Consider the following 12,260-nt stretch of genomic DNA (forward strand, 5'->3'; position numbering starts at 1 on the left):
CGTGTATGATAACCGAGCTGTTTGCAATTAGCTAAATCCGTGGCTTCCGGGAATTTCTTTCATGCAGGCGTACCAGCGCGAATTCATCCGTTTTGCCATCGAACGCGGCGTCCTGCGCTTCGGTGAGTTCACCCTGAAATCCGGACGCACCAGCCCTTACTTCTTCAATGCCGGGCTGTTCAACAGCGGTTCGGCTCTGGCGCAGCTGGGTCGTTTCTATGCCGAGGCCCTGGTCGACAGCGGCCTGGATATCGACGTGGTATTCGGCCCCGCCTACAAGGGCATCCCGCTGGCGGCGACGACCGCAGTGGCGCTGGCCGAGCATCATGGCCGGGACCTTCCCTGGTGCTTCAATCGAAAGGAAGCCAAGGATCACGGCGAGGGCGGCACCCTGGTCGGCGCGCCGCTGGCCGGGCGGGTGCTGATCATCGATGACGTGATCACGGCGGGCACCGCCATCCGCGAGGTAATGCAGATCATCCAGGCCAACCAGGCACAGCCGGCGGGCGTGCTGATTGCACTCAATCGTGAGGAGCGTGGTCAAGGTGCGCTGTCGGCGATTCAGGAAGTCGAGCGTGATTTCAATATGCCAGTACTCAGTATTGTGTCCTTGTCGCAAGTTCTGGAATATCTTGCCTGCGATAATCAGCTGAAACAGCACTTGCCTGCGGTGGAGGCTTACCGCGCGCAATACGGAATCTGATACCAGGACAGGTAAATCACCCATGCTCAAGCCGGCTGCCGTTGGCTCCTTCGTTATGCTTGGTCTGCTGCACATGCAGTTTGCCGATGCCGCCGAGCTCTATCGCTATGCCGATGACAAGGGTGTCGTGGTGCTAGACCGCCAGGGTGTGCCGCCGCAGCACATCGGCAAGGGCTATGAGGTGCTCAACGAGCAGGGCCGTGTGGTACGGGTCGTGCCGCCGGCACCGTCTCCCGAAGAAATGAAGCGCATGCTGCAGGAAAAGGCACGCGCCAACTCCGATGCCCAGCTGCTGCGTCTCTACACCGGTGTCGAGGACGTCGAGCGCGCCAAAGCGCGCAAACTGGCAGAGCTGGAAAGCGTTATCGGCGTGACCCAGGGCAACCTGCAGTCGCTGCGTACCCAGCAGGCGAACCTGCAGAGCCAGGCGGCCGACCATGAACGCGCGGGGCGCAAGGTGCCCGAGCATCTGCTGGCGCAGATCGAAAACCTGAAAAAGGAACAGGCCAGCCTGCAGCGCAACATCGAGCGCTACAGGCAGGTCCGCGAGCAAGCCGATGCCAGTTTCACTGCCGATCGCGATCGCTTGCAGGAATTGCACGGGCGCATGCAGCGCTAAGCTGGCCCTCGCACCTACCCTGCCATGCCGGTACTGCAGCGCATGGCACCCTTCTCGCCGCCGAGCGCGGCGACCCTCCCTGTGTCCCCTTCCAGCTCTCTTAACGTTAAGTTCGCTTTGCGCTCAGGTTGATGCCCGTCCGTTCGCGCCCTGTATTTTCCAGTCCATGTGACGGTGTCGAGAAGCGCTGGCGACGCGGCTGCGCGCAAGCCTTGTAGGGCCTGGGGCGTGTAATTTCAGGGATCGATCGGGTCGGCTCGGATCAGAACGCGTTGGAGCGATTTAGGAGACGTGGACCGCTGCCAGAGCCAGGCGTGGCTGTGGCAGCGGTCGCGATGTTGCGGATGTCAGTGGTGCTTGCGGTTGGTGATCAAGGTGCCGACGCCGACATCGGTGAAGATCTCCAGCAGCACCGCATTAGGTACCCTGCCATCGATGATGTGCGCGCTGTGGACGCCACCCTGGACGGCCTCGAGCGCGCAGCGGATCTTCGGCAGCATGCCGCCATAGATGGTGCCATCTGCGATCAGCCCGTCCACCTGGGCAGTGGTCAGGCCGGTGAGTACCTTGCCTTCCTTGTCCATCAGGCCGGCGATGTTGGTCAGCAGCATCAGCTTCTCGGCCTTCAGGGCCTCGGCAACTTTGCCCGCCACCAGATCGGCGTTGATGTTGTAGGACTCGCCATCCTGGCCGACGCCGATGGGCGCGATGACCGGGATGAAGTTACCGCGCACCAGCATGTCCAGCAGCTCGGTGTTGACTCCGGTGACTTCGCCGACCTGGCCGATGTCGATGATCTCCGGCTTGGTCATCTCCGGGGTCTGACGGCTGGCATGCAGCTTTTTCGCGCGGATCAGCTGCGCATCCTTGCCGGTCAGGCCGATGGCGCTGCCGCCGTGCCCGTTGATCAGGTTGACGATGCTCTTGTTCACCTGCCCACCGAGGACCATCTCGACCACGTCCATGGTCTGGCTGTCGGTCACCCGCATGCCGTCGATGAAGTGGCTTTCGATGTTCAGCCGCTTGAGCAGCTCGGCGATCTGCGGGCCGCCGCCGTGTACCACCACCGGGTTGATGCCTACTGCTTTCATCAGCACGATGTCGCGGGCGAAGCCGGTCTTGAGCTCTTCGCTCTCCATCGCATTGCCGCCGTACTTGATGACCAGCGTCTTGCCGACGAAACGTCGAATGTAGGGCAGCGCCTCGGACAGGACCTGGGCGAATTGGGTGGCAGCTTCACGGCTGAGGGTCATGCAGGGCTCCGAATGTCAGAACGGCAGGGCAAGATCAGGAGCGACAGTATAAAGCTGGGCGCGGAAGACTTCCTGGATACGCTTGAGCTCTTCCTCGGTCTCGGCTTCGAAGCGCAGCACCAGTACCGGTGTGGTGTTGGAGGCGCGCACCAGGCCCCAGCCCTTCTGATAATCCACCCGTACGCCGTCGAGCGTGGTCAGGTTCGCCTCGCCCCACTCGGCGTCGCGCTGCAGCGCTTCGATGATGGTGAACTTGCTTTCCTCGGTGACGGTGATATTGATTTCCGGCGTCGAGATGTCGTTGGGGAAGGCGGCAAAGACGCTTTCGGCGTTGCGCTTGTCCTGGCTGAGGATTTCCAGCAGCCGGGCGGCGCTGTAGATGCCGTCGTCGAAGCCGAACCAGCGCTCTTGGAAGAAGATGTGGCCGCTCATCTCGCCCGCGAGCAGGGCGCCGGATTCCTTCATCTTCTTCTTGATCAGCGAGTGACCGGTCTTCCACATCACTGGGCGGCCGCCATAGCCACTGATCAGCGGGGTCAGGCGGCGGGTGCATTTGACGTCGAAAATGATGTCGGCGCCCGGGTTGCGCGAGACCACGTCCTTGGCAAACAGCATCAGCAGGCGGTCCGGATAGACCACCGTGCCGGTGTTGGTCACCACGCCGACACGGTCGCCGTCGCCGTCGAAGGCCAGGCCCAGGTCGGCGTTTTCGGCTTTCACGCGGGCGATCAGGTCCTGCAGGTTTTCGAGCTTGCCCGGATCGGGGTGATGGTTCGGGAAGTTGCCGTCGACGTCGCAATACATCGGAATCACGCTGCAGCCGAGCGCCTCGATCAGTTGCGGTGCGATCACGCCTGCCACGCCGTTGCCGCAGTCGACCACCACGCGCATCGGCTTGGCCAGGGCGATGTCATCGCGGATCTGCTTGAAGTAACGCTCCAGTACGTCGACCTGCTCGATCCTGCCGACGCCGCTGGCCAGGTCGTTGTTCTCGATGCGCAGGCGCAGCGCCTGGATCTGTTCGTTGGCCAGGGTATCGCCGGCGATGACGATCTTGAAGCCGTTGTAGTCGGGCGGATTATGGCTACCGGTGAGCATGACTCCGGATTTGCCGGCCAGGATGTTGGCGGCGTAATAGAGCACCGGCGTCGGCACCATGCCGATGTCGCTGACGGTGCAGCCGCAATCGGCGATGCCCTGGATCAGTTGCTGCACCAGCTCCGGTCCGGACAGGCGTCCGTCACGGCCCACCGCCACGTTCGGCTCGCCCTTGGCCAGGCTCTCGGAGCCGATCGCACGGCCGATCCAGTAGGCTGCTTCGGGCGTCAGGCTGTCGCCAACCACGCCGCGGATGTCGTAGGCGCGGAAGATACTTGCGGGCAATCGGGGGGCTTTGGCGCTGCTCATTGCGGATTCTCGCTCCATGGTGTCGAGGCCAAACAGGTCCTGGTCTTCATCGAGGATGTCGATGTCGAGGATATCGGTGTCCTGGTATAGCGGGTCGACGAACTCGGTGGGTTTGGCTTGCCGTGAAGCGGCCACCGGAGCGGGAGCGGAGCTGACAGGCGCAGCGCCGGCTGCCGGAGCCGGGGGGCGCCGTGGCATGCGGACCAGGCTCTTGGCCAGCGCGTCGAGCGCCGGCAGGCTCAAAGTCGGAGGTTTGATGGCCTTGCCGGCGGAGAGTTCCTGCACCATGCGACTCAACTGCAGCACATCTTCGCGTAGTCGCCGTTGTTGCGAACCGAGTACCAGTTGCAGACCGAACAGGCTGCCGGCCAGTGCCAGGAGACCGGCGAGGATCAGCACCACCGGCGAGACGGAGGGCTGTACCAGACGATTGCCGGGAGAAAAGCTGAGCTGCCAGTTGGGGTTGCCGCTTGACAGGCTCTGGCGCAGATCGTCGCGACCCGGCGTGCCGAGCTGGGCCAGCATCTGCGGCGGGGCGTTGCCGAACTGCTGTTGCAGGCGCAATTGCCCGACACCGTCGGGCAGGGCTGGCAGCGAGGCCAGCAGACGGTCGAGCTCGAACACCAGCAACAGAGTCCCGAGGGCTGGTTGCTGCGGGTCGGGGCGAAGCGCGGCGACGCTGTAGAGCATCCAGCGACTGCCGACCTTGTAGGCTTCAGGCGCCGGCGTCTGGCCGTTTTCGGCACGCTGCAGCAGATCCAGCGCAGCGAAGTTCATCGGTGCGACGCGTCCGGTGCTCTGGGTAGCGCGGCCGCGAAGGTTCAGGTGTGCATCGACGACCCCGCTCCGATAGCCCAGGCTACGCTCCGCGGTGCGGATGCGCTCCGGCTGTTCGCTGAGCAGGGCCTCGAGCAGGCGAGGGTCGCTGGCGGCGGACTGGGTATCGGCGGCGATCTGGTAAAGCGCCTGATTGATCGCGCCGGATTGACCTTCACCCCAGGCGCTGCGCAGTTCGCTCAGCTGTCGCTGCTCGCTCGCCTGGAGGCTGAACCAGAGCAGGGCAGCGGCGGCGAGCAGCCCGATCAGGCTGGAAATCAGGCCAGGCAGCATTGGTGCGAGGCCTGGGCCGCCGGGCCGCTGGGTGGAGGTTGCATCGGCCGGGTTCAACGTGCCGGGTTCCTTGGCGGTGCGCTTGAAGACTTTCATGTTCCTGCCGACATCTCATCCTGAAGAGTGGGGTTCAGCGTGTGCCTGAATGGCCGAAGCCGCCCGCGCCGCGGTCGCTGTCGTCGAAGGTTTCGACCAGTTCGAATTCGGCTTGCACGACCGGTACCAGCATCAGCTGTGCGATGCGCTCGCCGACGGCGATGTCGAACGGCTGGCTGCCGCGGTTCCAGCACGACACCATCAGCTCGCCCTGGTAGTCCGAGTCGATCAGGCCGACCAGGTTGCCCAGCACGATGCCGTGCTTGTGGCCCAGGCCCGAGCGCGGCAGCACCAGGGCGGCCAGGCTCGGGTCGGCGATGTGGATTGCAAGGCCCGTGGGGATCAGCAGGGTCTGGCCGGGCTCGACCCGGCTGTCGGCGGGCAGCATGGCGCGCAGGTCCAGGCCGGCGGAACCGGGCGTGGCGTAGTGCGGCAAGGGAAAGTCGCGGCCGAGGCGGGGGTCGAGGATCTTGGCTTGGAGCTTTTGCATGGAGTCAGGCCTGGTTGAATCGGTCGGCGATGAAGGCCACCAGCTGGCGCGCGATGTGCCCCTTGCTGGCCTGGCCAAAGCGGGTTTCCTGCTGGTTGCGGTCGATCACGCTCACGGCGTTTTCCTCGCTGTTGAAGCCGATGCTCGGATTGGCGACATCGTTGGCGACGATCAGGTCGAGGTTCTTGTCGCGAAGCTTGCGGGCGGCGTAGTCGAGCAGGTTCTCGGTCTCGGCGGCGAAGCCGACGCTGAAGGGACGATCCGCCCGACCTGCAAGGGTGGCCAGGATGTCAGGGTTGCGCACCATCTGCAGCAGCAGACCGTCGCCGCTGGCAGGGTCTTTTTTCAACTTGTGCGGTGCGACCACTTCCGGGCGGTAGTCGGCGACCGCGGCCGCCGCGATCAACAGGTCGCAGGGCATGGCGGCTTCGCAGGCGGCGAGCATGTCGCGGGCACTGACCACATCGATGCGGTGGACCCGATCGGGCGTGGGCAGATGGACCGGGCCGCACACCAGGGTGACGCGCGCACCAGCCTCGGCGGCGGCTTCGGCCAGGGCGAAGCCCATTTTTCCGGAGCTGTGGTTGGTGATGTAGCGCACCGGGTCGATGTTCTCTTGCGTCGGCCCGGCGGTGATCAGCACGTGGCGACCGGTGAGCAGATCCCGTTCGAAGCAGTCGGCCGCCGCGCGAGCCAGGTCGTCGGGCTCGAGCATCCGTCCGAGGCCGATGTCGCCACAGGCCTGGGAGCCGGCGCCAGGCCCCAGCAGGCGGATGCCACGTTCGACCAGCAGTGCGGCGTTCGCCTCGGTGGCCGGGTCGCGCCACATCGCCTGGTTCATGGCCGGTGCCAGGGCGACGGGGGCGTCTGTGGCGAGCACCAGGGTGGTCAGCAGGTCGTTGGCCACGCCCTGGGCCAGGCGCGCCATGAGGTCGGCGGTGGCGGGGGCGACGAGGACCAGGTCGGCCCAGCGTGCCAGCTCGATATGGCCCATCGCGGCTTCGGCGGTGGGGTCGAGCAGGTCCAGGTGAACCGGGTGACCGGACAGCGCCTGCAGAGTCAGTGGGGTAATGAATTCTCGCCCGCCGTGGGTCATGACCACGCGGACTTCGGCGCCATGGTCGCGCAGGCGGCGGACCAGTTCGGCGCTCTTGTAGGCGGCGATGCCGCCGCCGACGCCCAGGACGATGCGTTTACGATACAGCCGCTGCATAAGCCTGCCTTGTTGCCGGAAAGGGTGCGCGACGCAGGCGGGTGCTGAAAATGGAGGCGGGGCGAGAAGGGCGCGATCGGTCCGGCGCTGCGGCTGTTCGGGCTTCCCGGCCGGTGCCGGACGTTCTGTCGGGCAACCGATGCTCTCGTTATTTTCAGCGTCCTGCCGGGCGGCCGCTGTGCAAAAAAGAGCGCTAAGATAGCACAGCGCCCCTGACGGAACAGGGGCCGCGGCTCACAAGGAGATGACATGAGCATTCGTGACTGGCCGGCGGCCGAGCGGCCCCGGGAAAAGCTCCTCGAACAGGGCGCTGCAGCCCTTTCCGACGCTGAGCTGCTGGCGATCTTTCTGCGTACCGGGGTGGCTGGCAAGAGTGCGGTGGATCTGTCGCGCCACCTGCTGGCCGAGTTCGGCAGCCTGCGCGCGCTGCTCGAGTCCGACCTTGCGCGATTCGGCGCGCATCTGGGGCTGGGTCCTGCCAAATATGCGCAATTACAGGCAGTCCTGGAGATGGGGCGTCGGCACCTGGCCGAGCGGATGCGCCGCGACTCGGCGCTGGAAAGTCCGCAGGCGGTGCGCGATTACCTCACGGCGCGGTTGCGGCACGAGCCCCATGAGCTGTTCGCCTGCCTGTTTCTCGATTCGAAGCACCGCGTGCTGGCGTTCGAGGTGCTGTTCCACGGCACCATCGACGGCGCCAGCGTCTATCCGCGCCAAGTGGTCAAGCGGGCTTTGGCGCACAACGCGGCGGCGTTGATCCTGACCCACAACCACCCTTCCGGCGTAGCCGAGCCGAGCCAGGCCGATCGCCAGCTGACCCGGCGCCTGACCGATGCCCTGGCGCTGGTGGACGTGCGGGTCCTGGACCATTTCATCGTCGGCGACGGAGAGCCGCTGTCGATGGCCGAACAGGGCTGGATGTAGGCGTCAGGCCAGTAGCGCGATCAGCATCAGCGGGCCGATCGCCATGAGCACGAAGCGACCGTTCCAGTCGAAGGCGATGCGCCACGGTGACAGTTGCGCATAGCGCGCCAGCAGCAATGCGGAGGGTCCGTAGGGCGACAGCAGCATGGCCAGGGAAAACCCGGTCAGCAGCGCCACCGCCGGTTGCATCACCGGCACGCCATGCTCGGCCAGCTGCGCGAGCAGCGCGGCACACAGGCTCAGCGAGATGATCGGAGCGACGCCGAGCAGCGCCAGGGCGATGATTGCGAGCATGCCCAGCGAACCGATCATGAACAGCGCGACCGGCGTGACGCTGAACTGGCCTGCCAGCAGGTGTATCGGCACCAGCTCGGCGGTCAGCGCACCGAGCAACCCTGAGGCGGCGAAGATGAACGTCTCGTTGCGCATGCCGGCCAGCGTGTCACCCACCTCCTTATAGACCGCGCCTGCCGCCTGCCCACGCCAGAGCAGCAGGCCGATGACCGCAAGCGGCACCAGCAACATGGCCGCCTGGGTTGCCGAGAGCCAGGTCAGCGCCGCCAGCAAGGCGATCAGCACGATGCCGATCAGGCTGCCGAGCATCAGGCCCGTCAGGCGAACCGGGACGTCGGAATCGTTGCGTTCGCTTCCCTCGCGGAGCAGCGACTGCAGGCGACGATTTTCCATCGGCCAGCCGACCAGCAACAGTACCAGCGCGCCGAGCAAGCCGAAGGGCAGCAGGGCGCTCCAGCTCAGACCGGGCAGCTCACGAGTGAGAATCGCCACCGCCACGCTCGTCGGCGCCAGCAGAGGTACCAGGGCGAAGCCGCGCAGCGCCGTGACCATGACGCCGCGGCGCCCTTCGCGGTGCGGGTCGCCGCCAGTGGCGCGGCGGCTCAGATGAGTGTCCAGCGAGCCACAGATGAGGTTGAGCATGCCGAAGCTCAAAATCGAGCTGATGGCGAAGGTGCTCAGCAGATAGCCTGGATAGAGAAAGGTGCGCGGTCCCGACAGCAGCAGCCGATGCAGCTCGCCGAGCTGATGCAGGCGTTTGACCAGGCAATGCATCAGCCCCAGTGCGCCGATGAAGGCCGCGTAGTAGGCCGCCGAACTCATCATCCGTTGCGCCTTCTGCCAACTCGGCTCGCCCAGCAGCAGCCAGCCGCCGAGCACGACCAGCGTTACCAGTCCGAGCCGGCGTGGATAGGGCATCAACGACCGCCAGTGATAGAGGAAGAACAGCCCCAGCATGCCCGCGCTGGCTACGCTCAGTGCCTCTATATGGGTCACCAGGGCGAGCAGCTCGCAGGCCAGCGCCAGGGGAAGCAGGACGATCATCGGCTCACGGCAGTTCGCTGCGCAGCGCACCGCGCTGGAAGACGCCTTCGCCGAAAGCGATCAGCCGATCCGATTCGTCGAGCAGATCGCAGCTGGCCATGAAGGTCTTGTGCCCGCCCGAGCGGCAGCGGGCCACGGCGCGCACACGGCTGTCGGCGGCGGCTGGCGCGCTGAAGTTCACGTTCATCGAGAGGGTGATGGCCACGCGCCGCTGCTCGGGCTGCTCGGTCCAGGTGCCGCACAGGCCCATCGCCACATCCATCAGCGTCGCAGTGACCCCGCCATGCAGGTTGCCCGCGTTGTTCAGGTGACGCGGCGCCAGAGTCAGGGCGACCACCGCGCGGTCGGGCGAATACTCGAGCAGTTCGCAGCCCAGATCCTGGAAGAATCCGGTAACGGAAGCGCCGACCTGGTCGAGCGTGGCGCGGGAAGTGGGCGTGTCGGTCATGGGGCGATCACAGTGCTGGGCGCTTGCGTCGCAGACTGGCAGCCTTTAGGCTCCTGGTCAATATAACGAAATGTTGTTCTGCACTGCGAAATTAAAGACTCTAAGTAAGGAGGTTCGCATGTTCAAGCGCATCGGTGTCATCGGGTCCGGGGCCATGGGGCGCGGTATCGCGCAATTGTTTGCCACCGCCGGACAGCAGGTCCTGCTCTATGACGTTCGCGCCGAGGCCGTCGACCAGGCCCTGGCGTTCAACCGCGAATTGCTCGAACGCAACGTCGCCAAGGGGCGAATGACTGCCGAGGCGCTCGCCGCAACGCTCGAGCGCATGCAGCCGGCTGGAAGCCTGGCGGAATTGGCCGAATGCGACCTGTTGATAGAGGCCATCGTCGAAAAGCTCGAGGTAAAGCAGCAGTTGTTCGTCGAACTCGAAGGCCTGATCAGTGACGATGCGGTGCTGGCGACCAATACCTCGTCGCTATCGGTCACGCGGATTGCCGCCGCCTGCCGCCGGCCCGAACGTGTGGCCGGGTTTCACTTCTTCAATCCCGTGACGCTGATGAAGCTGGTCGAGGTGGTGCGCGGCGAGCGTACCGAGGCGGAGGTCATCGACCGGTTGGTGGCGCTGGCCGAGCACGCCGGACATTTCCCTGCGATTACCCCCGATACCCCCGGATTTCTCGTCAACCATGCCGGCCGCGCCTATGGCACCGAGGCCCAGCGCATCCTGTCCGAGGGGGTCGCCACGGCCGAGCAGATCGACCGTATCCTGCGCGACGGTCCCGGCTTCAAGATGGGCCCGTTCGAGCTGTTCGACCTCACCGGCCTGGACATCTCCCATGCGGTGATGGAGTCGGTCCACGACCAGTTCTACCAGGACCCGCGTTACACACCGTCCTATCTCGCTGCGCAGCGGGTCGCCGCCGGGCTGCTCGGGCGCAAGACGGGGCAGGGCTACTACCGGTACGAGAATGGCCAGCAGCTGCGCAGTCCCGAGCCCGTGGCTGACCCGGTGACGATCGATCGCCCGTTCTGGCTCGACAGTATCGAGCCGCAGGTGCGCGCGCAGTTCGCAGCGGTGCTCTCCCAGGCCGGGGCGACCCTGGAAGAGGGGCAAACGCCATCCGACGCGGCGATCTGCCTGATCACGCCACTCGGGGAAGATGCCAGCAACATGATCGAGCGCCTCGGCCTGCCGGGCATGCGCACCCTCGCCTATGACCTGTTCTCGGATTTCGACAAGCGCCGCGTGCTGATGCGCCAGCCTGCGCTCGACCCGGCGCTCGAGGCGCAAGCGCGTCAGGCGCTGGGCGCCGATGGCGTACCGGTGGAGGTGATCAACGATTCGCCGGGCTTCGTCAGCCAGCGGGTGGTCGCCAGCATCGTCAACCTCGGCTGCGAGATTGCGCAGAAGGGCATCGCCACGCCGCAGACGCTGGAGAGCGCCATCCAGCTCGCGCTTGGCTATCCGAAAGGGCCGCTGGGGTTTGCCGAGCACTATCTGCCGGCACGCATCCTGACCATTCTCGAAGGCCTGCAGAGCTGCTACCGCGAGCCGCGTTACCGGCCCAGTCCCTGGCTGCGCCGTCGCGTCCAGCTGGGTATTGCGCTGAGCCAGCCGGACCGACCTGCAGGCTGAGCGGCCGCTATTCCAGCAGCCCGATCTCGACCAGGTAGCGTTCGACGCCCGGGTGCAGCAAGCGGCGCTCCGGCGCGGCGACGGCCGTATTGGCCGGCGTGGTTTCGCCGGCCTGCTCGAGCCTGGCGGTCAATGCCGGCCCGGCCTTGTCGATGGCGCTCATCAATCGGTAGGCGAGCGTCTCCGGCAGGTCGCTGCGGATAAGCACCAGGTTCCAGGAGCCCACCGTGTCTATCGCCTCGTCCTGGCCAGGGTAGCTGCCGGCCGGCAACTGCATGGGCATCAGGAAGCCATGGCGAGCACGGACCTTTTCACGCTGCGCCTCGTCCAGGCCGATGAAGCGAGCTCCTTGCGGCGCTCCGGCGACCCGCTCGAATCCGGGCCAGCCGACACCCGCTCCCCACAAGGCGACCGCTTCGCCGTCAATGACCTTGCGTGGCGATTCGGCCGCGGCGCTGACGAACACCGCATCGAAATCGCGGCGCATGTCCAGCCCGAGCCCCTCCAGAACGTAGTCTGCCAGCACGACCAGGCCCGAGCCTTCGGTCCCGAACACCACCGTCTGGCCCTTGAGATCGTCGAGCGTTCGCGCCGAGACGTCACCGCGCACCGCGAACACCCCGGGGCTGGCATACATTGCGGTGAGGATGCGCAGATCGGCGCGGGGCCTGCCGACCCCGACCAGGGCTTCATAAGCTACCGTTCCCTGAACCAGCGCCATGTCCAGTTCGCCCTGCTCGAGCAGCGGAATGTTCTCATCGGTGCCGCGGGTTGGCCGTGACATGACTTTGAGTCCGGGATCGACGGCATTGATCGCCGCGGCCAGTTCGTCGCCATAAAGGCTGAATCCGCCGCCCTGGGTGGACGTGCCGAGCGTCAGCGGACGGGTTTCGGCGCGGGCGACCGTGCCCAGCACCGCTGCCAGCATGACCATGGCACAGCCGATAATTGCCGATCTGTTCACCTGGTACCTCCATGGGTCTCGATGGGTTGCAGCCAGCTCCGCTCCGAAGTGACAGCCTA

At 65.6% G+C, this 12,260-nt stretch carries 11 protein-coding genes; 4 read left to right on the forward strand and 7 right to left on the reverse strand.

Annotated elements, in window-relative coordinates:
• Positions 1 to 61 precede the first annotated feature (61 nt).
• Both pyrE and G7026_RS07055 read left to right on the forward strand, forming a co-directional pair.
• Positions 62 to 703 carry an orotate phosphoribosyltransferase gene (pyrE, locus tag G7026_RS07050; protein ID WP_181070045.1) on the forward strand — a complete coding sequence of 214 codons (642 nt, stop codon included), beginning with the start codon at positions 62 to 64 and terminating at the stop codon, positions 701 to 703.
• A gap of 22 nt (positions 704 to 725) precedes the next feature.
• Positions 726 to 1,322 (forward strand): DUF4124 domain-containing protein, encoded by a 597-nt coding sequence (locus tag G7026_RS07055; RefSeq protein ID WP_181070046.1) that lies wholly within the window; start codon positions 726 to 728, stop codon positions 1,320 to 1,322.
• 347 nt (positions 1,323 to 1,669) lie between these two features.
• On the opposite strand, the gene argB is transcribed toward G7026_RS07055, so the two are convergent.
• The 4 genes from argB to coaBC form a co-directional block, all read right to left on the reverse strand.
• On the reverse strand, positions 1,670 to 2,575 hold the full coding sequence (gene argB / locus G7026_RS07060; protein ID WP_181070047.1) for an acetylglutamate kinase: 906 nt from the start codon (positions 2,573 to 2,575) through the stop codon (positions 1,670 to 1,672).
• Between the two features lie 15 nt (positions 2,576 to 2,590).
• Positions 2,591 to 3,982, reverse strand: a complete 1,392-nt coding sequence (algC, locus tag G7026_RS22535) for a phosphomannomutase/phosphoglucomutase (protein WP_219858359.1) — start codon at positions 3,980 to 3,982, stop codon at positions 2,591 to 2,593.
• 1,240 nt (positions 3,983 to 5,222) lie between these two features.
• Complete coding sequence (gene dut / locus G7026_RS07070) at positions 5,223 to 5,678, reverse strand: dUTP diphosphatase (RefSeq protein WP_181070049.1); 456 nt, start codon at positions 5,676 to 5,678, stop codon at positions 5,223 to 5,225.
• 4 nt (positions 5,679 to 5,682) lie between these two features.
• Complete coding sequence (coaBC, locus tag G7026_RS07075; RefSeq protein ID WP_181070050.1) at positions 5,683 to 6,891, reverse strand: bifunctional phosphopantothenoylcysteine decarboxylase/phosphopantothenate--cysteine ligase CoaBC; 1,209 nt, start codon at positions 6,889 to 6,891, stop codon at positions 5,683 to 5,685.
• A 249-nt stretch (positions 6,892 to 7,140) separates the two neighbouring features.
• Here coaBC and radC point away from each other — a divergent pair, with 249 nt between their 5' ends.
• A complete protein-coding gene (gene radC / locus G7026_RS07080) occupies positions 7,141 to 7,815 on the forward strand; it encodes a RadC family protein (protein ID WP_181070051.1) in 675 nt (224 codons plus the stop codon).
• Between the two features lie 3 nt (positions 7,816 to 7,818).
• On the opposite strand, the gene G7026_RS07085 is transcribed toward radC, so the two are convergent.
• On the reverse strand, positions 7,819 to 9,153 hold the full coding sequence (locus G7026_RS07085) for a hypothetical protein (protein WP_181070052.1): 1,335 nt from the start codon (positions 9,151 to 9,153) through the stop codon (positions 7,819 to 7,821).
• Between the two features lie 4 nt (positions 9,154 to 9,157).
• Positions 9,158 to 9,601: a PaaI family thioesterase gene (locus tag G7026_RS07090; RefSeq protein ID WP_181070053.1), complete on the reverse strand. Its 444-nt coding sequence runs from the start codon at positions 9,599 to 9,601 to the stop codon at positions 9,158 to 9,160.
• A gap of 118 nt (positions 9,602 to 9,719) precedes the next feature.
• Between G7026_RS07090 and G7026_RS07095 the strand changes: the two genes are divergently transcribed.
• The gene (locus tag G7026_RS07095) at positions 9,720 to 11,237 is read left to right on the forward strand and encodes a 3-hydroxyacyl-CoA dehydrogenase (RefSeq protein ID WP_181070054.1); all 1,518 of its coding nucleotides are present in this window, start codon (positions 9,720 to 9,722) and stop codon (positions 11,235 to 11,237) included.
• A gap of 7 nt (positions 11,238 to 11,244) precedes the next feature.
• On the opposite strand, the gene G7026_RS07100 is transcribed toward G7026_RS07095, so the two are convergent.
• Positions 11,245 to 12,201 carry a TAXI family TRAP transporter solute-binding subunit gene (locus G7026_RS07100; RefSeq protein WP_219858340.1) on the reverse strand — a complete coding sequence of 319 codons (957 nt, stop codon included), beginning with the start codon at positions 12,199 to 12,201 and terminating at the stop codon, positions 11,245 to 11,247.
• Positions 12,202 to 12,260: the final 59 nt, after the last annotated feature.

The organism is Stutzerimonas azotifigens (assembly GCF_013522725.1).
Taxonomy (GTDB): Bacteria; Pseudomonadota; Gammaproteobacteria; order Pseudomonadales; family Pseudomonadaceae; genus Stutzerimonas; species Stutzerimonas azotifigens_A.